Origin of the sequence: Sphingomonas sp. Leaf37 (assembly GCF_920939475.1) — a bacterium.
Classification (GTDB): domain Bacteria; phylum Pseudomonadota; class Alphaproteobacteria; order Sphingomonadales; family Sphingomonadaceae; genus Sphingomonas.
This window is the reverse complement of the sequence record NZ_CAKLAX010000001.1, coordinates 1025136-1049265: the sequence shown is the minus strand read 5'-3', so window position 1 is coordinate 1049265 and position 24130 is coordinate 1025136. Positions and strand designations below refer to the sequence as shown.

General features: G+C 66.6%; 26 protein-coding genes. 16 read left to right on the top strand and 10 right to left on the bottom strand.

What is annotated here, in order from left to right; all coding sequences use genetic code 11:
* The first annotated feature begins 9 nt into the window (after positions 1-9).
* Both trpS and LRA87_RS04970 read left to right on the top strand, forming a co-directional pair.
* Positions 10-1026, top strand: coding sequence for a tryptophan--tRNA ligase (gene trpS, locus LRA87_RS04975; protein ID WP_230629648.1), 1017 nt, complete (start codon positions 10-12; stop codon positions 1024-1026).
* A gap of 72 nt (positions 1027-1098) precedes the next feature.
* Positions 1099-1479, top strand: coding sequence for an endonuclease domain-containing protein (locus tag LRA87_RS04970; RefSeq protein ID WP_230629645.1), 381 nt, complete (start codon positions 1099-1101; stop codon positions 1477-1479).
* Between the two features lie 4 nt (positions 1480-1483).
* Here LRA87_RS04970 and dnaA read toward each other — a convergent pair whose 3' ends face one another.
* From dnaA to mutM, 3 genes are all read right to left on the bottom strand, one after another.
* On the bottom strand, positions 1484-2890 hold the full coding sequence (dnaA, locus tag LRA87_RS04965) for a chromosomal replication initiator protein DnaA (RefSeq protein ID WP_230629643.1): 1407 nt from the start codon (positions 2888-2890) through the stop codon (positions 1484-1486).
* A 438-nt stretch (positions 2891-3328) separates the two neighbouring features.
* Complete coding sequence (gene rpsT / locus LRA87_RS04960; RefSeq protein WP_230629641.1) at positions 3329-3592, bottom strand: 30S ribosomal protein S20; 264 nt, start codon at positions 3590-3592, stop codon at positions 3329-3331.
* A 158-nt stretch (positions 3593-3750) separates the two neighbouring features.
* Positions 3751-4566: a bifunctional DNA-formamidopyrimidine glycosylase/DNA-(apurinic or apyrimidinic site) lyase gene (gene mutM, locus LRA87_RS04955; protein ID WP_230629640.1), complete on the bottom strand. Its 816-nt coding sequence runs from the start codon at positions 4564-4566 to the stop codon at positions 3751-3753.
* Between the two features lie 55 nt (positions 4567-4621).
* Here mutM and LRA87_RS04950 point away from each other — a divergent pair, with 55 nt between their 5' ends.
* The 7 genes from LRA87_RS04950 (at position 4622) to LRA87_RS04920 (ending at position 10950) form a co-directional block, all read left to right on the top strand.
* The gene (locus tag LRA87_RS04950) at positions 4622-5368 is read left to right on the top strand and encodes a class I SAM-dependent methyltransferase (RefSeq protein WP_230629638.1); all 747 of its coding nucleotides are present in this window, start codon (positions 4622-4624) and stop codon (positions 5366-5368) included.
* A gap of 123 nt (positions 5369-5491) precedes the next feature.
* Positions 5492-7027 (top strand): 2-polyprenylphenol 6-hydroxylase, encoded by a 1536-nt coding sequence (gene ubiB / locus LRA87_RS04945; RefSeq protein WP_230629636.1) that lies wholly within the window; start codon positions 5492-5494, stop codon positions 7025-7027.
* 4 nt (positions 7028-7031) lie between these two features.
* Entirely contained in the window at positions 7032-8153 is a 1122-nt protein-coding gene (locus LRA87_RS04940; RefSeq protein ID WP_230629634.1) for a hypothetical protein, read from the top strand.
* Entirely contained in the window at positions 8150-9331 is a 1182-nt protein-coding gene (gene coaBC, locus LRA87_RS04935; RefSeq protein ID WP_230629632.1) for a bifunctional phosphopantothenoylcysteine decarboxylase/phosphopantothenate--cysteine ligase CoaBC, read from the top strand. Before LRA87_RS04940 ends, coaBC begins: the two co-directional genes overlap by 4 nt.
* Before the next feature lie 31 nt (positions 9332-9362).
* Positions 9363-9809, top strand: coding sequence for a dUTP diphosphatase (dut, locus tag LRA87_RS04930; protein WP_230629630.1), 447 nt, complete (start codon positions 9363-9365; stop codon positions 9807-9809).
* Positions 9806-10201, top strand: a complete 396-nt coding sequence (locus tag LRA87_RS04925) for a hypothetical protein (RefSeq protein ID WP_230629629.1) — start codon at positions 9806-9808, stop codon at positions 10199-10201. Before dut ends, LRA87_RS04925 begins: the two co-directional genes overlap by 4 nt.
* Positions 10198-10950: a HesA/MoeB/ThiF family protein gene (locus tag LRA87_RS04920; protein ID WP_230629628.1), complete on the top strand. Its 753-nt coding sequence runs from the start codon at positions 10198-10200 to the stop codon at positions 10948-10950. Before LRA87_RS04925 ends, LRA87_RS04920 begins: the two co-directional genes overlap by 4 nt.
* Positions 10951-10975: 25 nt before the next feature.
* Here LRA87_RS04920 and galU read toward each other — a convergent pair whose 3' ends face one another.
* Positions 10976-11845, bottom strand: a complete 870-nt coding sequence (gene galU, locus LRA87_RS04915; protein ID WP_230629627.1) for a UTP--glucose-1-phosphate uridylyltransferase GalU — start codon at positions 11843-11845, stop codon at positions 10976-10978.
* A 105-nt stretch (positions 11846-11950) separates the two neighbouring features.
* On the opposite strand from galU, the gene wecB reads away from it, so the two are divergent.
* The 4 genes from wecB to LRA87_RS04895 all read left to right on the top strand — a co-directional run bounded on the left by wecB (position 11951) and on the right by LRA87_RS04895 (position 15655).
* Positions 11951-13087 carry a non-hydrolyzing UDP-N-acetylglucosamine 2-epimerase gene (gene wecB / locus LRA87_RS04910; protein ID WP_230629626.1) on the top strand — a complete coding sequence of 379 codons (1137 nt, stop codon included), beginning with the start codon at positions 11951-11953 and terminating at the stop codon, positions 13085-13087.
* Entirely contained in the window at positions 13071-14369 is a 1299-nt protein-coding gene (wecC, locus tag LRA87_RS04905) for a UDP-N-acetyl-D-mannosamine dehydrogenase (RefSeq protein WP_230629625.1), read from the top strand. The genes wecB and wecC overlap by 17 nt, the downstream gene beginning before the upstream one ends.
* Before the next feature lie 80 nt (positions 14370-14449).
* Complete coding sequence (locus tag LRA87_RS04900; RefSeq protein WP_230629624.1) at positions 14450-15229, top strand: metallophosphoesterase family protein; 780 nt, start codon at positions 14450-14452, stop codon at positions 15227-15229.
* Positions 15230-15430: 201 nt separating this feature from the next.
* Positions 15431-15655, top strand: coding sequence for a hypothetical protein (locus LRA87_RS04895; protein WP_230629623.1), 225 nt, complete (start codon positions 15431-15433; stop codon positions 15653-15655).
* A gap of 180 nt (positions 15656-15835) precedes the next feature.
* Here LRA87_RS04895 and LRA87_RS04890 read toward each other — a convergent pair whose 3' ends face one another.
* From LRA87_RS04890 to rpsU, 3 genes are all read right to left on the bottom strand, one after another.
* A complete protein-coding gene (locus tag LRA87_RS04890; protein WP_230629622.1) occupies positions 15836-15988 on the bottom strand; it encodes a hypothetical protein in 153 nt (50 codons plus the stop codon).
* A gap of 84 nt (positions 15989-16072) precedes the next feature.
* On the bottom strand, positions 16073-16642 hold the full coding sequence (locus tag LRA87_RS04885) for an FKBP-type peptidyl-prolyl cis-trans isomerase (RefSeq protein WP_230629621.1): 570 nt from the start codon (positions 16640-16642) through the stop codon (positions 16073-16075).
* A gap of 100 nt (positions 16643-16742) precedes the next feature.
* A complete protein-coding gene (gene rpsU / locus LRA87_RS04880; protein WP_017978269.1) occupies positions 16743-16949 on the bottom strand; it encodes a 30S ribosomal protein S21 in 207 nt (68 codons plus the stop codon).
* Positions 16950-17174: 225 nt separating this feature from the next.
* Between rpsU and LRA87_RS04875 the strand changes: the two genes are divergently transcribed.
* Genes LRA87_RS04875 through LRA87_RS04865 form a run of 3 tightly spaced genes read left to right on the top strand, consistent with a single transcriptional unit; the run spans position 17175 to position 20054 of the window.
* Entirely contained in the window at positions 17175-18098 is a 924-nt protein-coding gene (locus LRA87_RS04875) for a polysaccharide deacetylase family protein (RefSeq protein ID WP_230629620.1), read from the top strand.
* A 16-nt stretch (positions 18099-18114) separates the two neighbouring features.
* Positions 18115-19257 (top strand): fumarylacetoacetate hydrolase family protein, encoded by a 1143-nt coding sequence (locus LRA87_RS04870; protein ID WP_230629619.1) that lies wholly within the window; start codon positions 18115-18117, stop codon positions 19255-19257.
* A gap of 20 nt (positions 19258-19277) precedes the next feature.
* Positions 19278-20054, top strand: a complete 777-nt coding sequence (locus LRA87_RS04865; RefSeq protein WP_443024828.1) for an SDR family NAD(P)-dependent oxidoreductase — start codon at positions 19278-19280, stop codon at positions 20052-20054.
* A 49-nt stretch (positions 20055-20103) separates the two neighbouring features.
* Here LRA87_RS04865 and LRA87_RS04860 read toward each other — a convergent pair whose 3' ends face one another.
* The 3 genes from LRA87_RS04860 to LRA87_RS04850 form a co-directional block, all read right to left on the bottom strand.
* Positions 20104-21540, bottom strand: a complete 1437-nt coding sequence (locus tag LRA87_RS04860) for a sugar porter family MFS transporter (RefSeq protein ID WP_230629618.1) — start codon at positions 21538-21540, stop codon at positions 20104-20106.
* 58 nt (positions 21541-21598) lie between these two features.
* Positions 21599-22675, bottom strand: coding sequence for a LacI family DNA-binding transcriptional regulator (locus LRA87_RS04855; protein ID WP_230629617.1), 1077 nt, complete (start codon positions 22673-22675; stop codon positions 21599-21601).
* An 81-nt stretch (positions 22676-22756) separates the two neighbouring features.
* On the bottom strand, positions 22757-24127 hold the full coding sequence (locus LRA87_RS04850; protein ID WP_230629616.1) for a PepSY-associated TM helix domain-containing protein: 1371 nt from the start codon (positions 24125-24127) through the stop codon (positions 22757-22759).
* Between the last annotated feature and the right edge of the window lie 3 nt (positions 24128-24130).

Below are 24130 nucleotides of genomic sequence, written 5' to 3'. Positions count from 1 at the left end.
GGCCCGTCCATGCCCGCTAAACGCGTCGTCTCCGGTATCAAGCCGACCGGTAACCTCCACCTCGGCAATTATCTCGGCGCGGTGAAGCAATGGGTCGCGATGCAGGACGCGATCCAGGCGGAAGGCGGCGAGACGCTGTACTTCATTGCCGACCTCCACGGCCTGACCGAATTCATCCCCCCCGCCGACCTGCGCAGCCAGACGATCGAAATGACCGCGACGCTGGTCGCGGCCGGCATCGACCCCGATCGCTCGATCCTGTTCAACCAGGCGCGCGTGCCGGCGCACAGCGAGCTATCATGGCTGCTCAACAACGTCGCCCGCGTCGGCTGGCTCAACCGCATGACGCAGTTCAAGGACAAGGCAGGCAAGAACCGCGAAGGCGCCAGCGTCGGCCTGTACGACTACCCCGTCCTGATGGCGGCCGACGTCCTGCTCTACAACGCCACGCACGTGCCGGTCGGTGACGATCAGAAGCAGCATCTGGAGCTGGCGCGCGACATCGCGACCAAGTTTAACGGCGATTACGCGACAGAACTGTTCACCCTGCCCGAACCGCTGGTCAGCGCCGCCGCCCCGCGGATCATGAGCCTGCGGGATGCCTCGGCCAAGATGTCCAAGTCGAACCCGTCGGAGCAATCCGTCGTCAAGCTGATCGATTCGGACGAGACGATTGCGGAGAAGTTCAAGAAGGCGAAGACCGATCCCGGCATGCTGCCCGACTCGATCGACGAGCTGGCCGACCGCCCCGAAGCGAAGAACCTGCTGACGATCTTCGCCGCACTGGCGGATCGCACGCCGACGGACGTGCTGGCGGACTATGCCGGCAAGGGCTTCGGCGCGTTCAAACCCGATCTCGCCGACCTCGCCGTGACGAAGCTCGGCCCGATCCGCAACGAAATGACTCGCCTGCTCGACGATCGCGCCGCGATCGACGCCATCCTGAACAAGGGCGCGGAAAAGGCCCGCGACTTGGCGGCTCCGGTCTTGCGTCAGGCACAGCAAGCGATGGGCTTGGTTCTCTAACTGCTCCCCTCCCTGAAAGGGAGGGGCCGGGGGTGGGTAGCCCCACGGGAAACCGCCGCGTAGCGTGACGCGATGCAACGCACGCCCCCGGAACTGACGTCAGCGGCAAGACGCCTCCGCAATGAAGCAACCCCAGCCGAACGCCGCCTGTGGAGCGTCCTCCGCGACCACAGGCCCCGCTTCACGAGGCAACTGGTCGTCAGCCATTACATTCTGGATATCGCCTGCCGCTCGCTCAATATCGGCATAGAACTCGACGGCGGCCATCACGGCGACATGATGGAAAAGGATGCCGACCGCACCGCATATCTAGCAGGGCAAGGCTGGACGATCCTGCGCTTCTGGAACAGCGACGTGATGGCGAATCTCGATGGCGTCTATCGGGAGATCATTGACGCCGTCTCGCATGCGGCGACCCACCCCCAACCCCTCCCTTTCAGGGAGGGGAGCTAGAAGGTCAGGCCTCCAGCTCCCGCATCAACGTCCGCACCGCTGCGTCGATATCGCGATCCTGATCGCGCAATTCCTCGATCTTGCGCACCGCGTGAATTACGGTCGAATGATCCCGCCCGCCGAACTTGCGCCCGATCTCGGGCAGCGACCGCGTCGTCAGGCGCTTGGCCAGATACATCGCGATCTGGCGCGGCCGTGCCACCGCACGGCTCCGTCGCGCAGACACCAGATCGAGCGGCTTCAGCTCGAAGTGCTGGCTGACCAGCTTCTGGATCTCGTCGATCGTCACCCGCCGCTGAGCGCCGCGCAGGACGTCGCCCAGTGTCGCCACCGCGAAATCCATATCGATGCTGTCCCCGGTCAACTGCGCATAGGCGACCACCCGGTTCAGCGCGCCTTCCAGTTCGCGGATGTTGGCGTGGATACGCGCCGCCAGCAGGTCCAGCACCTCCACCGGGACCTTCGCCTCCGGCAGGTCTGCGAGCTTCCTGTCCAGTATCGTGCGCCGCAACGTGAGGTCGGGCGCCTTGATGTCCGCCACCAGCCCTACCGACATGCGGCTGACGATCCGTGCCTCGACACCGTCCAGCGCCTGCGGGCAGCGATCGGCGGAGATCACCAGCCGCTTGCCCGCGCTCATGATCTCGTTGACGGTGTGGAAGAACTCTTCCTGCGTCGCGTCCTTGCCGGCGATGAATTGCAGGTCATCGATCAGCAACAGGTCGGCACCCCGCAGCCGCTGCTTGAAGCTGTGCGTGTCGCGTGCCCGCATCGCCGCGACGAAATCGAACATGAAGCGCTCCGCCGACATGCAGATGACGGTGGCGTCGGGGTGCTGCGCCAGAAAGGCATGGCCGATCGCGTGCATCAGATGCGTCTTGCCCTGCCCCGTTCCCGAATGGAGAAACAGCGGGCTGAACCGCGGCACACCGGGTTCGGCGAGCGCCCGGGCGGCATTGAACGCAACGCGGTTGGCGGCATCGACGACGAACCGGTCGAAGATGAAGCGCGCATCGAGGGTGGGCCGTTCGGCGGCGGGCTTGGCGGCAACGCTGACGGAGAGCGGCAGTGCCGCCTGGAACGATGGCGGCGGCGCAGGCGCCACGGGAGCAGACGTCTCAGCCACCAGCTTGACCGCGACCGGTGCCGCGACCCGCGTCTCGATCGACACGCCGCGCACGTTCGGCAGCAGCGCCCGGAATTCCAGCATCAGCCGGTCGGCGTAGTGATTGCGGACCCAGTTGGTCATGAACGCGGACGGCAGGCCGAGGCGGATCGTGTCGGCATCGCCGTCCTCGATCAGTTCCATCGGCTTCAGCCATTGCTCGAACAGTCGCGCGCCGGCCGATTCACGCAGGTTGCTGCGGACGCGGGCCCAGGCGCGCTGCGCCTCGCTCTCCGTCACCGCCATGGCCTGCTGATGGTTCAACGCACACGTCTCCGATGTCGGAACGACGGAATGTCGAACCGACCTGCATTCTCAAGACAGACAAGTCCCCCTTCGGCCAAAGGCCGTTCGGCATCCCCACGCTGTTCAGGTCCCCGGCAGCGTTGAAAGCCGCTGCGGTGAGGGCGAGTTATGAAGCGTTGCCCGAGTCGATCAAGCCCCCGCCCGGTCACATTCTTGAAATAAACGGGATTGACAGCCCACGGCCCGCGGAAATGCGTTCAACAAAGTGACAAGTTGTTGAAAACACTCGGTTTTACCGCGCTTCGACCAGAAAGACCTGCCCCGAATCGTGGTGACTCCTGCCTTTCCCTTTTCGTTCTTTTTGCACCCGAAACGGACATCAAAAAACCCGCCGGGACGGGTCCCGGCGGGCTGAACGTTTTCGACGCGTGACGCGTGTCAGGCGAGCGAGGTCACGGCCTTGGTCAGGCGTGCGAACTTGCGGCTCGCGGTGTTCTTGTGCAGCACGCCCTTCGACACACCACGCGCCAGCTCCGGCTGCGCAGCGGCGAGAGCGGTCGTCGCCGCAGCCTTGTCACCCGACGCCAGCGCCGATTCGACCTTCTTGATGAAGGTGCGGATACGGCCGACGCGGTTACCGTTGATCTCAGCGCGGCGCTCGTTACGACGGATGCGCTTCTTGGCTTGCGGCGTATTCGCCATTCGGGACGTCCTTGCGAGTGATGTTGTCGATGGGAAAGCAGCGCCGGGATCACCCTACGCCCTCTCGAAGCCAGCGCCCTTAGCGATTGCAGGCGAAGGGGTCAACCGGGAAGACCCTCGGCAGGTCCTTCCTGCGAGGGGAAGGAATGCCGGCTGGATCAGTTTCGCTGGCATGTCGCGCAATAGAAGGTCGATCGTCCGCTATCGACCCGCCGCTGGACGATGCCGCCGCAATGGCACGGCTCACCCTCGCGGCCGTACACCAGGAACTGCTTCGAGAAATATCCCAATTCCCCGTCGGGACGCGCATAGTCTCGAAGCGTCGAACCGCCCGCCTCGATCGCCGCGAGCAGCACCTCGCGCACGGCGACCGCCAGCCGCTCGAGTCGCGGCAGGCCGATCTGCCCCGCCGCCCGCGTCGGCGCGATCCGCGCCACGTGCAGCGCCTCGCACACATAGATGTTGCCCAGCCCCGCGACGATCCGCTGGTCCAGCAGCATCGCCTTGATCGGCGACACCCGGCCCTTCAGCACCCGATGCATATATTTACCGGTGAAGTCGGCCCCCAGCGGCTCCGGCCCCATCGCCATGAACGGCGGGTAGGCATCGATCGCGGCGGTCTCGACCAGATCCAGGAAGCCGAATCGCCGCGGATCGTTGAGCGCAAGACTGCGCCCCTCCCCGGTCTCGATCAGCAGATGGTCGTGCGTCAGCCGCTCGGCGGGATCGACCCGCCACCGCCCCGACATACCGAGGTGGAAGATCATCGTGTCACCGCGATCGGTGTCGATCATGCCGTATTTCGCACGGCGGCGGAGCGCGGTGACGGTCGAGCCGGTCAGCCGCTGGCGCAGATCGACGGGAATCGCCTTGCGCAGGTCGGCACGGCGCGGCTCGACATTGGTCAGGCGCTGGCCGGCAAGGACCGGGGTCAGGCCGCGGACGGTGGTTTCGACTTCGGGGAGTTCTGGCACACCGATCAGCTAGGTTGCGTTTGCCCCGGCCACAAGCCACGGCTAGGGCAGGCGCATGACCGATACCGCCAACCCCGGAACCGTCTCGTTCGGCTACGAAGACGTCGCGCCAGAGGAAAAGACCGCCCGCGTCGGCGGCGTCTTCTCCAGCGTCGCCAAGAACTACGACCTGATGAACGATGCCATGTCGGGCGGCATGCACCGGCTGTGGAAGGACCGTTTCGTCCGCCGCGTCCAGCCGCAGGAGGGGCAGCAGATCCTCGACATGGCGGGCGGCACCGGCGACATCGCCTTCCGCCTCGCCGCCGCCGGCGCGTCGGTGACCGTGGCGGACATCAACCCGCAGATGCTCGAAGTCGGCATGGAACGCGCCGCCAAGCGCGGTATCGACGGTCTGGTCTGGACCGAGGCCAATGCCGAGACGCTGACCTTCCCCGATCGCTTCTTCGACGCCTATACGATCGCCTTCGGTATCCGGAACGTGACCGACATCCCCAAGGCCCTGCGCGAAGCGCACCGCGTGCTGCGTCGCGGCGGGCGCTTCTACTGCCTCGAATTCTCGACCACGACATGGCCGGGGTTCAAGGAAGTCTACGACAGCTATTCGCACAAGCTCGTGCCCAAGCTCGGCCAGATGCTCGCGCAGGACGCCGACAGCTACCGCTACCTGATCGAATCGATCCGCCGCTTCCCCGACATGCCGACGTTCAAGGGCATGATCGCCGACGCCGGCTTCGTCCGTACCAAGGCCGAACCGATCCTCGGCGGCCTCGTCGCGATCCACTCGGGGTGGAAGATCTGATGCACGCATCTCGAATAGCCCCTCCCCTTCAGGGGAAGGGTTGGGGTGGGGAGCGTCTCACCGAGACCAGCGCCGATGAGTCCTCCACCCCAACCCCTCCTCTGAAGAGGAGGGACTAGACGCGTGACCGCCTCCGTCGTCCACGTCTGGCGCCTGCTGAAATGGGGTCGCATCCTCGCCCGCCACGGTGCGCTGCGCGGGATCGAGCGCGATCCCAATACGCCTGCCCCCGTCCGACGGCTGGCGAGGATCGCCCGCTTCGGCGCACGCGTGCCCAAGGTGCCGCGCTACGCCGATGCGTTCCAGGCGATCGGCCCCGCCGCGATCAAGCTCGGCCAGACGCTCGCCACCCGTCCCGATCTCGTCGGCGAGGTGGCGACGCAGGACCTGCTGCGTCTGCAGGACCAGCTGCCCCCCGTCCCCTACGCGACGATCGCCGCCGCGATGGAGGGCAGCTTTGGCCGCCCGCCGTCGGACCTGTTCGCCTCAATCGAGGAAACGCCGGTCGGTGCCGCCTCGATCGCGCAGGTGCATCGCGCGGTCACGACCGATGGCCGTACCGTTGCCGTGAAGGTGCTGCGCCCCGGTGTCGAGGCCGACTTCACCCGTGCCATAGCGACCTACGAATGGGCGGCCGCCCAGCTCGAAGGCATGAGCGTCGAGGCCCGCCGCCTCCGCCCGCGCCTGACGGTCGAGAACTTCAAGCGCTGGACGACCCGCGAACTCAATTTCCGGCGCGAGGCGGCCTCGGCGTCCGAACTCGCCGAATCGATGACGGCCGAGCCGGACTTCATGGTCCCTGCGATCGATTGGCAACGCTCGACGGCACGCGTGCTGACGGTGGAATGGGTCGACGGGATCAAGCTGTCGGATCGCACCCGATTGATCGCGCAGGGCTACGATTTGCCCAAGCTCGCCAACACGCTGATCCAGGCATTCCTGCGCCAGGCGATCGCCGAGGGCTTCTTCCACGCCGACATGCATCAGGGCAACCTGTTCGCTTTACCCGGCAACAAGATCGCCGCGATCGACTTCGGTATCATGGGCCGGATCGACCGGCGGGCGCGGGTCTGGCTCGCGGAGATCCTCTACGGCCTGATCACCGGTAACTACAAACGCGTCGCGGAAATCCATTTCGAGGCGGGCTACGTCCCCGCGCATCACAACGTCGCTGAATTTGCCACCGCCCTGCGCGCGGTCGGCGAACCGATGCGCGGCCTGCCGGTCAAGGACATGTCGATCGGCATGATGCTCGACGGCCTGTTCTCGATCACGCGCGATTTCGACATGGTGACGCAGCCGCACCTGCTGCTGCTCCAGAAGACGATGGTGATGGTCGAGGGCGTCGCGACCGGCCTCGACCCCGACATCAATCTGTGGGAATCCGCCGCGCCGTTCGTACGCGAATGGATCCGTACCGAACTCGGCCCCGAAGCCGCCATCGCCGATCGCCTGATCCGCGATGTGCGTACCATCGCAGCGCTGCCGGACCTCATCCGCCGGATCGAGGCGCGCTATCCCGCCCCCGGCGGCGAGCCTCCTGCCCCCCCGCTGCGCGAGATAGAGGTCGTGCGGATCGGCGGCGGCTGGCGGTACGCCGCAGTCGCGCTGGTCACCGCCGCCGCCAGCGTCGCGGCGACCTGGCTGATCGTCCACTGACCCGATGATGCGCCGTACGCTTGCCCCGGTGTGGCTGACGCAGCCCTCGCGCTTCGCCGGGACGACGCCGCGCAATGCCTGGGCGGGCCTCGCGGCGCTCGCAGTGCTGCTGCTGGCGACGCTGCTCGTTTTCGCGACACCGAGCCCACCGGCAGCGACGCGAACGCCCGCCGATCGTGCCGACGATCAGGCCGACGTGGTCCTCTACGAGACCATCATCGAGAACGTGCGCCACGGCGGCCATTATTACGCCGTCGCAGCCGATGCGATGCGCGCCGGCAACTACCCGCTTAAACCGTTCGTCACGTTTCGCCTGCCGACGCTCGCGATGGTGCAGGCGTCGGTGCCCCACGGTGTCGTCGTCGTCCTGCTCTACCTGCTCGCAGCGGCGGTCGCCCTCGCCTGGTATGCGCGGCTCGCCCCCGCCTTCGCCCGACCGCCGCCGCGTATCGTCGCGATGGCCCTGCTCGCCGGCGGACTGATGGCCTTCGTACAGCGGGACCTGATCGCCTTTCATGAAATCTGGGCGGGCCTGTTCATCGCCCTGTCGCTGGCGGTCTACCGACCCGAGGGATGGCTGCCATCGGTGGCGTTCGGGCTCGCCGCGACGCTGATCCGCGAGACGGCCGGGCTCTATCTGGCATTGATGGCGATCCTCGCGCTCTTCGGCGGCCAGCGTCGCGAGGCGACCGGCTGGATGATCGCCGGTGCGATCCTCGCCATCGCGCTTGCCGCTCATGCGCACGCCGTCGCGGACGTGGTCCGCCCGCTGGATCCCGAATCGCCCGGCTGGTCGGGGCGACTCGGCTTCGGCTTCTTCATCCGCACCATGACCGTGTCGACCGCGCTGATCCTGGCACCGCTGTGGGTCGCCGCGCCACTCGTCGGGCTGGCATTGTTCGGCTGGGCGGCATGGCGCGATCCCCTCGGCCTTCGGGTGCTGGTATTGCTCGCCGCCTATGCCGCGGTGCTGAGCGTCTTCGGCCGGCTCGACACCTTCTACTGGGGCCTGCTCGTGGCGCCACCGCTGCTCGTCGGCCTCGCATTCGTCCCCGACGGCGTGCGCGATCTGGTCGCCGGTGCACGCGACACACGGCGGATCACGGTGAAAAGGATCATCCGGTGAAACGAATCCTCCTGATCGTCGGCGGCGGGATCGCCGCCTACAAGGCCGCCGAACTGATCCGCCTGCTCAGGAAACGCGGCCACGCCGTCCGCTGCGTACTGACCGACGGCGCCGCGCATTTCGTCACGCCGATGACACTCGCGGCCCTGTCGGAGGACAAGGTCTACACCACCCTGTGGGATCTGAAGGACGAAGCGGAAATGGGCCATATCCAGCTCAGCCGCCAGGCCGACCTGATCGTCATCGCTCCCGCCACCGCCGACCTGATGGCGCGCATGGCGGCGGGCATCGCCGACGATCTTGCCACCACGCTGCTGCTCGCCACCGACACCCCCGTCCTCGCGGCACCGGCGATGAACGTGCGGATGTGGACGCACGCCGCGACACGGCGCAACGTCGCGCAACTGCGTGCCGACGGCATCACCGTGCTCGACCCCGACGACGGCGCGATGGCCTGCGGCGAATATGGCCCCGGCCGCCTGCCCGAACCCGTCGCCATCGCCGCCGCGATCGACGCGGCGCTGGCACCCCCGGCAGGATCGCTCGCCGACCGCCATGTCCTCGTCACCGCCGGCCCCACCCATGAGCCGATCGACCCGGTCCGCTATATCGCCAACCGCTCCTCGGGGCGGCAGGGCTTCGCCATCGCCGAGGCGCTCGCCGCTCTCGGTGCCCGGGTCACGCTCGTCGCCGGCCCGGTCGCCCTCGCCACCCCGCCAGGCGTGGACCGCTTCGACGTGGTCACCGCGCAGGACATGGCGGACGCGGCGACGCGCGCCCTGCCCGCCGATGCGGCGGTGATGGTCGCCGCGGTTGCGGACTGGCGCGTCGACGTCGCGCCGCACAAGGTCAAGAAGGGCGGTGCCACACCGACGCTGACACTGACCGAGAACGTCGATATCCTCGCCACTCTCGCCCACGGCCCGCAACGCCCCCGCCTCGTCGTCGGCTTCGCAGCCGAAACCGAGCGCGTGGTCGAACACGCGACGGCCAAGCGCCTCCGCAAGGGCGCCGACTGGATCGTCGCCAACGACGTGTCGGGCGACGTCTTCGGCGGCGACGCCAACACCGTCCACCTCGCCACCGCCGTCGGCGTCGAACATTGGGAACGCCTGCCCAAGGCGGAGGTGGCCCGCCGTCTCGCCTCTCGCATCGCGGATGCGCTCGCAGGTTCTTGATCCGTTCGCATAAGGCCGCTAGCCGTCCGGGATGACCGACCCGATCGCTATCCGCCTCTGCCGCCTGCCGCACGGGCGCGACCTGCCCGTACCGGCCTATGCGACGGCGGGCGCGGCGGGCATGGATGTCGTGTCGGCCGAAGCGATCACCCTCGCCCCCGGCACCCGCGCCGCGGTGGCGACCGGCTTCTCGATCGCGATACCGGACGGATATGAGGTACAGGTTCGCCCGCGATCCGGCCTCGCGCTCAGGCACGGCGTCACCTGCCTCAACACGCCCGGCACGATCGATTCGGACTATCGTGGCGAGGTGAAGGTGATCCTCATCAACCTGGGTGAAGAGCCGTTCGTCGTCGCGCGTGGTGAGCGGATCGCTCAACTCGTTCCGGCCCCGGTTCAGCGCGCCACGCTGGAACTCGTCGATATCCTCGACGATACGGAGCGTGGTAGCGGAGGGTTCGGATCGACCGGCCGATGATCGTAGCATGGATATGGGCGGCACAGTTGGCCGCCACGGCGCCTGCGCCGATGCCGCCGCAGGACTGGAGCAGCTTGCGGGCGCTTCCTCTTGCGCGCGATGTGGAAGACGATTCCTCCCTGTCCGGCTTCGTGCGTGCAGAGGTGAAGGCCGGCCGCTGCGCCGCCGCCGCGCCCTCGCAGGCCGGCTGGGTGCTGAAGGTCGACGTCGCCGTGCTGCTTGGCTCCGCAGGCCAGCCACGCCGGGTCGTGCCACGCGCGATCGCCTGCCCCTCCGTCGAACAATATGCGGCCGGTCTGGTATCGAGCATGGCGCGCGGCAACGTCGCGCCCGACGCGGCGCGCGCCGACGCCTGGTATCGCACCAGCCTGACCTTCTCCTGGCCGGCGTGACCCTCTCCGACGAGGCGCTCACTCGCTATGCCCGCCACATCGTCCTGAAAGAGGTCGGCGGTGACGGCCAGCAGCGGTTCGCCCGCGCGCATGTGATCGTGATCGGCGCGGGCGGCATCGGATCGCCTGCGATCCAGTATCTCGCCGGCGCCGGGATAGGCCGGCTCACGATCGTCGACGACGATGCTGTCGACCTGTCCAATCTGCAACGGCAGACCATCTACGCCACGGCCGATATCGGTCACGGCAAGGCTGAGGTCGCCGCCGCCGCCGCGCACCGGATCAATCCGCTGGTCGATGCCCGCGCCCGCACGCTTCGCGTCGATGCATCCAGTGTCGCCAGCCTCCTCGCCGACGCCGACGTGGTGCTGGACGGCTGCGACAATTTCGCGACCCGCCTGCTCGTTGCCGATGCGGCTTATGCCGCGCGAATACCGCTCGTCTCCGCTGCGATCGGCCAATTCGATGGCCAGCTTGCCGTGTTTCGCGGCTGGGAGCCGGCAAAACCCTGTTATCGCTGTTTCGTGGGTGACGATCCCGAACGTCCGGGGGCGACCTGTTCCGAGGATGGCGTGCTCGGCCCGATGGCGGGCGTGGTCGGCAGCCTCGCCGCGCTGGAGGTCTTGCGCGCGATCCACCCCTTCGGCGAGGACAGCGCCGGCAAACTCCTGCTCGCCGACACGCTGGCGCTACGCTTCAGGACGCTGACCTTGCCCAGCGACCCCGGCTGCCGCACCTGCGGCAGCTGACGCCCGAGACCGCCGTCCGGACGGTCTATCCCAACAGCGCCTGTGCAAACGCCCGCACCGATGGCCCGATGTCTTCGCGTGCCAGCGCCAGCGCCAGATTGGCCTGAATGTACCCCGCCTTGTCGCCGCAGTCGAAACGCTGGCCATCGAAGGTGAAGCCGTGGAACGGCTGCTGCCCGATCAGTTGCGCCATCGCATCCGTGAGCTGGATCTCACCGCCGGCTCCCTTCTCCTGACTCTCCAACACCCGCATCACCTCCGGCTGCAGGATGTAACGGCCAGGGATCATCAGGTTGGACGGCGCGCTGCCGGGTTCCGGTTTTTCGACCAGCGCCTTCACTTCGATCAATCGGCCGTCGACGGCGCCCGGAGAGATGATGCCGTACTTGTCGGTTTCGCTGTTCTCCACTTCCAGCGCGCCGATGACGTTGCCACCCACCTTGTCATAGGCCTCGACCATTTGCGCAAGGAATCCAGGCTGCCCGACCATCAGCTCGTCCGGCAGCAGCACCGCAAACGGTTCGTCGCCGACGATCTCGCGCGCGCACCACACCGCATGGCCGAGGCCGAGCGGCTCCTGCTGGCGAACATAGACCGGGCTACCCGGCTTCTGACGGATACCTTCGATCACGGCGAGCGACTTGCCCCGCGCGTGCATGGTGTCTTCGAGCTCGTACGAAATGTCGAAATGGTCTTCCAGCGCGCCCTTGCCGCGGCCGGTGACGAAGATGATCTGCTCGATTCCCGCTTCGAGCGCCTCTTCGACGGCATATTGGATCAGCGGCTTGTCGACCACGGTCAGCATTTCCTTGGGTATCGACTTGGTCGCCGGCAGGAATCGCGTGCCCAGACCCGCCACTGGAAACACCGCCTTGCGTACGCGCTTGATCGTCATCGTCATCCTTCGTCTTGCGGCGTGATATACCAGCGGCCGCGTCTCGCCGGTTGGGGGATGTGCTTGCTTAGCCTCATATTAAGCCTGCGCCACTAACTTCGCGCGATGACCGCTCAACGTCGCCGCAAAGTCCTGATCGTCTTTGGCACCCGTCCCGAGGCTATCAAGCTGTTCCCGGTCATTCGCGCGCTGGAGGCGACGGATGGCATTGATGTGGTCAGTTGCGTCACCGCGCAACATCGCGGCTTGCTCGATCAGGTGCTCGATATCGCCGGGCTGAAACCCGACATCGACCTCGATCTGATGGAATCCGGTCAGTCGCTCGACCGGCTCACCGCGCGGCTGCTGACGGGCCTTGGCGAGGTCATGGATCGCGTCGCGCCCGACCGCGTCATCGTACAGGGGGATACCGCCACCGCCATGGTCGGGGCGCTGGCCGCTTATTATCGCAAGATTCCGGTCGGCCACGTCGAAGCCGGTCTGCGCTCCGGTAACATCTACCATCCCTGGCCGGAGGAGGTGAACCGCCGCATCGTCGCGCCGATCGCCGACCTTCATTTCGCCCCTACCGACACGGCCGCCGCGGCCCTCGCCCGCGAGAATGTGACGACGGGCGTTCACGTCACCGGCAATACCGTCATCGACGCCCTGCATTGGACCCGCGATCGGATCGCCGCCACGCTTGACCTGTCGTCCGGCCTCGACGAACTCGCCGCGCGGTTCGCGGGCAAACGCATCATCCTCGTCACCACGCACCGGCGCGAGAATTTCGGCGGCGGCATGGCCGCAATCGCACGCGCCATCGCCCGGATCGCCCGGCGGGACGACATCGCGATCCTCTTTCCGATGCATCCCAATCCCAATGTCGGGGCAGTGATGGACGATCTGCTCGGCACGCCCGACAACGTCGCGCGGATCGCGCCTCTCGACTATCCACACTTCATCCGGGCACTTGAGATGTGCGATCTCGCCCTCACCGATTCGGGCGGGGTGCAGGAGGAAGCGCCCGCGCTCGGCAAGCCGGTGCTCGTGATGCGCGACACCACCGAGCGCCCCGAAGGCATCGCCGCCGGCACCGCCAGACTGATCGGCACCGATGAAGATCGCATCGTTTCCGAAGTCTTCACGCTTCTCGACGACAAGGCTGCCTATTCCGCTATGGCGCGCGCGCACAACCCGTTCGGCGACGGCCAGGCTAGCAATCGGATCGCAAGGATCGTCGCCGATGATTTCGGACTCTGAACTGAACGTCGTCGTACTCGGGCTCGGCTACATCGGCCTTCCGACCGCAGCCGTGATCGCCCGCACCGGAGCGAAGGTGCTGGGTGTCGACGTCACGGAATCGGTCGTCGCGACCGTGAATTCGGGCAAGGTCCATATCGAGGAGGTCGACCTCGACGGCCTCGTCTCCGGCGTCGTCGCCCGCGGATCGTTGCGCGCTTCGACCAGGATCGAGCCCGCGGACGTGTTCGTTATCGCGGTGCCGACGCCGTTCGACGACGATCACGCACCCAATATCGGTTATGTCCTTCAGGCCGCGACCACGATCGCCGCGGTGCTGAAGGCCGGCGACACAATCATCCTCGAATCGACCTCGCCGGTCGGCACGACCGAACAGGTCCGCGATCTTCTCGCGCAATTGCGTCCCGACCTCCGTGTCCCCGGCAGAACCGGAGAAGCGGCGGACATCGCCATCGCCTATTGCCCGGAACGCGTGCTGCCCGGCCGTATTCTGGTCGAACTGATCGACAACGACCGTGTCATCGGCGGCATTACGCCGCGCTGTGCCCGCAAGGCATTGAGCTTCTACCGCCGGTTCGTCCGTGGCGCCTGCGTCACGACGACGGCGCGGGCGGCGGAGATGACCAAGCTGACCGAAAACGCCTTCCGCGACGTCAACATCGCGTTCGCCAACGAATTGAGCCTGATCGCGGATACGATGGGCGTCGACGTGTGGGAGGTGATCCGTCTCGCCAACCGGCATCCGCGCGTCAACATCCTTCAGCCCGGCCCTGGTGTCGGCGGGCATTGTATTGCCGTCGACCCGTGGTTCCTGGTCCACGCCGATCCCGACAATACGCCGCTGATCCGTACCGCCCGCCTCGTCAATGACGGCAAGACCGACCATGTCGTGGCACAGGCCGCCGCGCTGATCGAGGCGCGTCCCGGAGCGCCGGTCGCCTGCCTGGGCCTCGCATTCAAGGCTAACATCGACGATTTCCGCGAAAGCCCCGCGCTTCGCGTAGCGGCGGCGCTGGCCGAGCGCTTCGGCGACCGCGTCCGGATCGTCGAGCCCTATGCCAGCGCGTTGCCCGCCGCGCTGCACGGCACGGGAGCGACGTTGATCGATGTCGATATGGCGATCGAAACCTGCCCGATCATGATCGTCCTGGTGGATCATGACGTGTTTCGCTCGGTTCCGCTGGAGGAACGCCGCGACAAGGCCGTACTCGATACGCGCGGGATCTGGCCCGACCAGCCCCCGACGACGTCGACACCCGCCGCACTGCGACTCGCCAGCTAGGGCTTTCATTCGGGGTTCAGACAGTTGCGGGCACGGATCGACGCGCGTATCTCCGCGGTCCCGCCACATCATAGGTTTTCATGCTCAAGAAGCTGCTCAAGGCGCGTCGTGCGTCGGCTACGCCGCCCGCCGCGATTCCGGCGGGCGAACGGGTCTACGCCATCGGCGACATCCACGGCTGTGCCGAACTGCTCGATCAACTGCTCGTAAAAATAGATCAAGACGACGCCGCACGCCCCCCCGCCCTGACGACGCTGGTGTTCCTTGGCGATCTCGTCGATCGCGGGTCTGCATCCGCGGCGGTGATCGAGCGTCTGCGCGGATTGCCCGCCCACCGTGCGGACACGCGGGTTTTGTTGGGGAATCATGAAGAGGTATTTTTAGAGGCCCTTCGTGGGGAGCCGAAGGCGTTGCGGATGTTTTGCCGAATCGGCGGGCGCGAGACGATCGAGAGCTATGGGGTCGCTGCCGCCGATTACGACCGGATGGACTATGAGGAACTGCATGAGGCCATGCGCAGGCACGTTCCGGCCGAACATATCGCGTTCATGGAATCGTTCGAGGACATGATCGTCATCGGCGATTACGTCTTCGTCCATGCCGGCATCCGCCCGGGCGAGGATCTGTCGGCCCAGCGCAGTTCGGACCTGCGGTGGATCAGGAACCCCTTCCTCAATCACGACCGGCCGCTCGCCAAGATGGTGGTGCACGGTCACACGATCAGCGAGGAACTCGACGTCCAGATCCATCGGATCGGTGTCGATACGGGCGCCTACCAGACCGGTCGATTGACCGCGCTGGGCCTGGAAGGTCAGGATCGATGGACGTTGCAGACCATCCCCGACGGTCCGCCCCGCTGATCCGACCAACAGGACAAATGGCGCTTCACAGCGACGTCAGGCATGCTATGGCGATGAAGCGATTTATGTTGCACCGCCGCAACAGTGGCGAATGGAATATGGATCGCTCCTGTTATGCGGTTGTCCTGCGGACCTAATTCTGCAATGACAATCGGTGACGAGCACAAGAGGGAATTATATATGCGTCTTGGGAAGTATCTCATGGCCGCTGCGGCCGCCACGATGGCAGTTGCTCCGGCTGTTGCAGCTCCGGCAAATCCGGCTGCAAGCCTGTCGGTGTCGAAGTCGGTTCGCGCCGGCTCGGCTTCGTCGAAGAAGTCCGAGCTCGCCGGTGGCGGCATCATCATCGCCCTGATCGCGGCTGCTGCCGTTGTCGCGGGTATCGTTGTCGTTGCCGACAGCGATGACGACGCGGACAGCAACTAAGCTGACCAATAGCTTCGGCTAGGAAATAGCGGCCTTCGGGCCGCTATTTTTTTGTCTTGCGCAGTTGATAGCGCACGGGATTCGCAAACGGCAGAGAACCGCCAGACGCCTGTGCTGCGGTGATCCGCCGGCACCCGCCCAGCTTGCCGGGTCGGCCTGCATGTCAGCGGTGACATAAGCTCATTCGCGCCGGATGGTCGACGGGACGCGAATCGCCGTCGTGGTTCGAAGCGAACGGCTTGCAACCACGCCATGCCGTAAGATGCCATCCGGCGTGCCCATGGCGATAGCCTGACGACATCTCACCGCGATCACCGACAGCGCGCCGATCATGCCACGCGATCCTGGCCATCTGCTCCGGACATCAAAAAGCCGGCGCTGGATCGACCGGCGCCGGCTCATCGATCGTTGGTGGTATCAGCGGCCGGTCGGTGGTGCGCCCGGCATGCCGCCGGGGAGACCGCCCTGCTGTTGCTGCGCCTGAGCCTGCATCTGGCGGACGATCGCCTCGGGCAGGAAATCGACCAGTTCGATATCGAACACCAACGTCGAGTTACCCGGGATCGGCCCCTTGGTTTCGGCACCATAGCCGAGTTCGGGCTTGATCCAGACGCGATACTTCGCGCCCTTCTGCATCAGTTTCAGCGCTTCGGAAAATCCGGGAACGACGCCCGCCACCGGCATCGGCGTCGGCTGCTGCGACTTGTCGAACGTGGTGCCGTTCAACAGCTTGCCTTCGTAGTTGATCAGCGCGACATCGGTATCGGTCGGCTTGGCCGCACCCGGCGCACCGGGCTGGATCACCTTGTACTGGAGACCGGAGGCGGTCGTCACCACGCCGCGCGCGCGCGTGTTGCGGGTGAGGAAATCGTCGCTCTGACGCGCCAGCGCAAAGGCGGCGATGCAAGCCAGCACGATGCCGACCCAGAGATAGACGAGATAGCTGCGCTTCGTTGGCTGCAGCGGAACGGCGGTGACGGTCGACATCTTGGCACCTGGAGCTGTGGTGCCGGGCCGGCCGTCACCGGTTACTTTCTTGATGGATGCACCGGACCCCGGAAGGCCCGCGCGCAACGATCAGATCGACTTAACGTGCACCATCACGCTCGGCGCGCTTGCGCTCGAGCTTGCGGGCACGACGAACCGCAGCGGCACGCTCACGAGCGCGCTTTTCCGACGGCTTCTCGTAGTGACGGCGCAGCTTCATCTCGCGATACACACCCTCACGCTGCAGCTTCTTCTTGAGCGCGCGAAGAGCCTGGTCGACATTGTTGTCGCGGACGACGATCTGCATAAAACCCAATCACTCCGGTCAATAGCTAATGCGGCCGCAGACAAGGGGTCCGCGCCGTGTGAACGGTGCCCCTAGCAGTGGTGCCAGCCCTTGGCAACCCACGCGGTCCCCCGATGGACGATATCGGCGACCCGCATAATGCCGACCCATGCGCCCCTCGTTGACACATCCCGGCCCCTCGGCGATGGTATCGCTAACAAGATGATGTCGGGAGGATGGAAGGGCATGTCGGCCAGCCGGCGGAGTATGGCGATCCATGCGGGGATCGCCGTAGCCGCGATCCTTGGCGTGACGGCATGTGCCGGCCCGCGGGCAGTCGCGACCGGCAACGTCGCTACGGGAAAACCGGTCATAGCCTTTACGTTCGACGATATACCCGTACACGGCCCCCTTCCCCCGGGCATGTCGCGCGTGAACGTCATGCAGAGCATCACCGACACGCTTGCTGCGGCACGCGTTCCGGCATCCGGATTTTTCAACGGTGGCGTCGGCGCCGACGATCCCGGTTCGCCCCGTACGACGATGGTCTGGACGCGTGCCGGCCTGCCGTTGGGCAATCACGGCTTCAGGCACCTCGGCCTGCAGGAGGCCGGCGCCACCGCCTTCGCGGCGGACGTGATCCGTAACGAGACGTCGCTCATCGCCGCCCGTCCCAAAGGCGACTATCACTGGTTTCGTTACCCGTTCCTGGCGGAAGGCGGCGACCCCGCGTCGCGCGATACGATCCGCGGGATGCTGCACGCTCGCGGTTACAGGATCGCAGCGGTGACGATGGCTTTCGGCGACTATCTGTGGAACCCGGTCTATGCAGCGTGCGCCGGCAAAGGCGATGCCGCCGCGATCGCGCGTCTGGAGGACAGTTTCCTTGCCGACGCGCGCCGCGCGGCGATCGCGTCGCGGGCCGGAGCCATGGCGCAGGCGGGGCGCGACATACCCTATGTGCTGCTGATGCACGCCGGTGCATTCGATGCGCGCATGCTGCCGAGACTGATCGCATTGTACCGATCGATGGGATTCGGCTTCGTCACACTGGCGCAGGCGCAGTCCGATCCCTTCTATGCCGCGGCTATGGACCTGACGAAACCCGGCCCGACACCGACGCTAGCCACGCCGGCCCTTGCCGGCCCCGATCCCAAAGCCTGTTCATAAAGCGGAGACCCTATTCATGCCGATGATATTCGACCCGGCAGACGCCCTTGGCCCCGACTGGCAGACGGGCCGCTGGCTCGGCCGTATCGATCGCGGCGACGGCCCCTGCCCCGTCCTGGTGGTGGACGGCATCGCCCATGACATGGCGCGCGTCGCGCCGACGGTAGCGGAGCTGGTGACGCTCGGCACGTTCGATCCGGCGAATGGCGAAGCGATCGGGCCGCTCGACGCGATCGGGCTCGGTGTCGATGGCCACCCCCGCCTGCTCAGCCCGATCGACCTGCAATGCGTCAAGGCGGCGGGCGTGACCTTTGCCGTATCGGCGATGGAGCGCGTAATCGAAGAACGTGCACGCGGCGATGCCGGTGCCGCGGCCGCGGTTCGCGAGCGGCTGGAAGGGCGGATCGGCGGCAGTATGCGCGCCGTCGTGCCGGGATCGCCCGAAGCGGCGGCGCTGAAGCAGGCGCTGATCGACGAAGGCCTGTGGTCGCAATATCTCGAAGTGGCGATCGGCCCGGATGCCGAAATCTTCACCAAGGCGCCGGTGCTGGCGACGGTGGGCTGGGGTGCCGATGTCGGCATCCGGTCCGATTCGACCTGGAACAACCCCGAACCCGAAGTCGTGCTGCTGGTGGGGCCTGACGGTCGTGCAGTCGGCGCGACGTTGGGCAACGACGTCAATCTACGCGATTTCGAGGGACGCTCGGCGTTGCTGCTCGGCAAGGCCAAGGACAATAATGCGTCCTGTTCGCTCGGCGCGTTCGTCCGGCTGTTCGACGATCGGTTCACGATGGACGATGTCCGGCGGGCGGAGATCACGCTGCGGATCGAGGGGACGGACGGCTATACGCTCGACGGCGCGAGCGCGATGGACCAGATCAGCCGCGATCCCGAGGAACTGGTTCGTCAGGCGATGAGCGAACATCAATATCCGGACGGGTTCGTGCTGTTCCTCGGTACGCTGTTCGCGCCGACGCAGGACCGCGACGTGCCGGACCAGGGCTTTACGCACAAGGTCGGCGATACGGTTGCGATCGCCACGCCGATGCTGGGGCGACTGATCAATACGGTGGTGACGTCGCACGCGGCGCCGGCATGGGAATTCGGCCTCACCGCACTGAGCCGCAATCTCGCCGGGCGTGGGCTGCTGTCGGCATGATGATCCAGAGGGAGACTGACGTGAACGATACGACCGCCGACTGGCGTGCGGTATTTCCATCGTTGCGCGACAAGCGTGTGATCGTGACCGGCGGTGGCTCCGGCATCGGCGCCGGGCTGGTCGAGGCTTTCGCGCGGCAGGGTGCCAGGGTCGCCTTCGTCGATGTGGCCGAGGCGGACAGCCGTGCGCTGGTCGAGCGGCTGGCCGATGCCGATCATGTGCCGGTGTTCCGGCGGCTGGACCTGACCGACATCGATGCGCTGCGAACCGCGTTCGCCGAGTTGCAGGCGACGCTCGGCGGGATCGACGTGCTGGTCAACAACGCCGCCAACGACGACCGTCATACCATCGCCGACGTAACGCCGGCCTATTGGGACGAGCGGATGAACGTCAACCTGCGCCATCAGTTCTTCGCGGCGCAGGCAGTGATCCCGGCCATGAAGGCGGCAGGCGGCGGATCGATCGTCAATTTCGGGTCGATCAGCTGGCATCTGGGGCTGGAGGATCTGATCCTCTACCAGACCGCAAAGGCGGCGATCGAGGGTATGACGCGCAGTCTGGCGCGCGATCTGGGGCGCGATAACATCCGCGTCAACGCCGTCGTGCCCGGCAACGTCAAGACGCCGCGGCAGGAGAAATGGTACACGCCGGAGGGCGAGGCGGAGATCGTCGCGGCGCAATGCCTCGACGGGCGCATCATGCCCGCCGATGTCGCGGCGCTGGTACTGTTCCTTGCGGCAGACGATGCGCGGATGTGCACCGGCCACAATTACTGGATGGACGCGGGCTGGCGCTGATCCACGATCGCGACGAGGCACCGGCTGCGCTGCCGGTGCCTCGTCCGTATCAGCCCGCCATGTCTTCCAGTTCGCGGCCCCGCGTTTCGTTGACCATCGCCTTCACGAAGAAGAACGAGACGGCGGCGAAGAAGGCATAGCCGAAATAGGTGACCGCGAGGCCCGGCGACACGGCCAGTGCCGGGAAGCTGACCGAGATCGCGGCATTGGCGATCCACTGCGCGAACCCCGATACCGCCAACCCCGATCCGCGGATCTGGTTCGGGAACATTTCGCCCAGCATGACCCACATCACCGGTCCCCAGCTGAGATTGAAGAAGATGACGTACAGGTTTGCCGCGACCAGCGCGATGATGCCGTTGTTGCCGGGCAGCGATACCGCACCCGCGGCATCGGTGACCGCGGTGGAAAAGGCGTAAGCGACCACCGCCAGCGTCACCGCCATGCCGGCGGAACCGACCAGCAACAGCGGTTTGCGCCCGATCCGGTCGACCGTGCCGATCGTGAACAGGCACGCCGCGATCGACAGCACGCCGGAAAGGATGTTGATCTGCAGCGCGTTGTCTTCGGTGAAGCCCACCGCCTCCCACAGCACCGCGCCGTAATAGAAGACGACGTTGATGCCGACGAATTGCTGGAAGACCGCCAGCCCGATGCCGGCCCACAGGATCGGCCGGATCCGGCCGGTGGTCTTGTCGACCAGATCGGATAGTTTCGGCTTGTGATGGTCCGCGGCGAGCGAGTTGCGGATCTCGACGACCTTGCGATCCGCCTCGACACTGCCGAACAAGCGGGTGAGGACGGCATGCGCCTCGGCCTCGCGCCCCTTCGCCATCAGATACCGCGGGCTTTCCGGAATGACGAGCAGGGCGACGAGATAGATCGCGGCCGGGATCGCCTGCAGCCAGAACATCCAGCGCCACGCCGGGAAGCCGAGCCAGAACGCCGCCGTCGAGCCGCCTGCGTACCGGGCGAGCGCGAAATTGGCGACGAATGCGCCCGTCAGGCCGGTGATGATCATCACCTGCTGCACGCTGGACAGGCGGCCGCGGATCGAGGCGGGAGTGACTTCGGAAATGTAGACGGGCGAGATGACGCTTGCCGCGCCGACGCCGAAGCCGCCGATGATGCGCGCGACGATGAAGAGCCCGGAGCCGTTGGCGGCGCCCGCGAGGATGGCGCTGACCAGGAACAGCAGGGCGGCCAGCATCATCACGTTGCGCCGTCCGATCGCATCGGCGAGCCGGCCCGCGCCGAACGCGCCGATCGCGGAGCCGACGAGGATCGCGCCGACGTTGACGCCGATGCCGAGACGACCGAGGTCGAACGCCGCCTCCAGCCCCTTTTGCGTGCCGTTGATGACGCCCGAATCATAGCCGAACATGAAGCCGCCGATCGTCGCCACCGCGACGATCGCGGCGATGAAGCCGTGGTTCGTGGCGCTGTCCGGTCCGATCGGTCTTGCCGTGCGCATGCTGTCGGTCATCGTCTCTCCTCAACCGGTCTGCGCCGGAATGGTAACGCTACCGGCTGGGGGCGCGGCGTCAAGTTCCGCGTGGACGATGCCGTGGTGCCGCGTCGGACTGACGGCGGATCAGGGTGAAGTCGAGCACCGGCTGCGGTTCGATCCCCTCGCCTCCCTTATGGCGGCGGATGGTGCCGACGAGCAACTCCACCGCGGCCCGCGCCATGTCGGCGATCGGCTGGTGGATCGTGGTCAGCTCGGGCCAGATCGCGGTCGACAGGGTGGTGTCGTCGAAGCCGCAGACGGTCAGGTCGCCGGGCACGTCCAGCCCGCGGCGATGGGCCACCGCGACCGCCGCCGCCGCCATGTCGTCGTTCGAGGCGAAGATCGCGGTCGGGGGGATCGGCAGGTCGAGCAATTGCTCGGCGGCATCGAGACCCGATCGGTAGGTGAACAGCCCTTCGGCGATCAGCGCGGGATCGGGTTCGATGCCGGCGGAGGTCAGGGCGTCGCGATACCCCTCTAGGCGCTGGCCGCTGGCGGACAGATTGGGGTTGCCGGTGATGAAGCCGATGCGGCGATGTCCCAGATCCATGATGTGGCGGGTCATCGTCGTCGCCGCCTGTGCATCGTCGATCCGGATCGCGAGCATGCCTTCGCGCGGCAGGCTGGTCGCGACCGACACGGTGGGAATGCCCGCGTCGGCCAGCAGCGCGAGCACGGCGGGCGCCTCGCACAGCGGCGGGGGCAGGATGATGCCGTCAATGCCGCCATCGATCAGATGCCGGGCGACCTCGACCTCATGTTCGCCCAGTTCGCATTTCTCGACGACGATCTGCACGTCGCTGCGACTCGCCTGATCGAGGCTGCCGACGAGGAACTCGCTGAGATACCCTGCGCTGGGGTTGCTGTAGAGCAGGCCGATACGCGCCGGGCCGGCACCGGCGAGACTGCGCGCCGCGGGATTGGGCGCGTAGTGCAGCGCCGATATGGCGGCGTTGACCGCCGCGCGCGTCGCGGGACGGACATTGGTTTCGCCGTTGATGACGCGCGACACGGTCATCGGCGACACGCCCGCCGCCCGTGCCACGTCGCTGATCGTCGGTGCCGATCCCGATCGACGGGACGGACGGCGTGCGGCGGCGGGTGAGTCCATAAGCGGTGCGACATATCCGGAAGGAAGACGCCGCAGGCATGGACGCAAGCGACACGGCGGGCAAGACCGTGCCGCCCTTGGCTAGGCGGTTCGTGGCAACAGGCCCAGCCAACGGCTCGCCCCCGGCAAGCGGCGCAGGACGGTCGACTCGACGATCAGCACGACGAGCAGGCTGGCCCCGAACAACGGCAGCGACACCGCCATGACGATCACGATCGGCATGAATCCGAACGCCAGTGCGCGCCCCCGCACCGGGCCGGGCGCGCCCAGTTCGCCGCCGGGCTTGCGCCGCCACCACAGCACCACGCTGCTGATGCAGAGCAGCATCAATCCCGATGCCGTGACGAGGTTGAGCAGCTGGTTGGCCCAGCCGAACGCCTGCCCCTCGTGAATCGCCACCCCCCAGCCGACCAGACGATCGATCAGGCGACGCTGGGCGAAGTCCTTGCGCGACAGGATGCGGCCCGATCCTGCGTCGAGCGTCAGGTCGGTCCGGCGCGGACGATCGGCCGCATCCGATTTCGCCGTCCACGGCGCCCCCATCCCGGCAGGCGGGGCGATCAACACGGGCGCCGCCAGCGACAGCGGCCGGATCGTCGCCGCGATCCGGTCGATCGGCTCGTACGACGTTGCCGGATGCCGCATCGTCATGCCGCCGTGTTCGGCATGATCCCCCATCATCGCGCGCGTCCCCGCATCGCGACCGGCGCGGGCGCGCAGTTCGCCGGAATGCCCGGTCGACCAATCCTGCTTCACCGGCACACCTTCGACGGCGGTGCGGATCGTCTTCAGATATCCGCCCCAGCTCTTCGCCCACGGCAGGCCGGACACGAGCAGGAACAGCGCCATGGCCGATACCCAGAACCCGGTGACGCCGTGCAGGTCGCGCCAGAACCGACGACCGCCCGCCCGGAGGCGGGGATAGACGACGCCGGCGAGCCCGGATGCGCGCGGCCACCACAGGAACAGTCCGGTGAGCAGCATCACGATCGTCCAGGATGCGGCGAGTTCGACGAGGTACGATCCCGCATCACCGGCGAGCAACTCGCCGTGCAGGCGGAAGACGACGCGCATCAGGCGACTGTCCTCGTCGACCGTCTTCAGCACCGCCAGCGTCTGCGGGTGGACGTAGACGCGGGTTTCGGTCCTGTCCCGGCCGACGATCACCTGCACCGCCTGATCCTGCGTGACCGGCACTTGATAGCGGTGCAGCACCGACCCCGGCACGGCGCGGACGGCAGCGGCCACCTGTGCCGCCGCGCTGGTACGCGGACCAGCGACGGCGACATGCGCGTAAGGCCGATCGATCAGCGCCTCCACCTGCGGCCGGAACAGATAGATCGAGCCGGTCAGCGCGAGCCACAGGACGAACGGGATGCAGAACAGACCCGCATAGAAATGCCACCGCCAGACGGTGCCATAGCCGGGCCAGCGGCGGGAGATCGTCGCCATCGG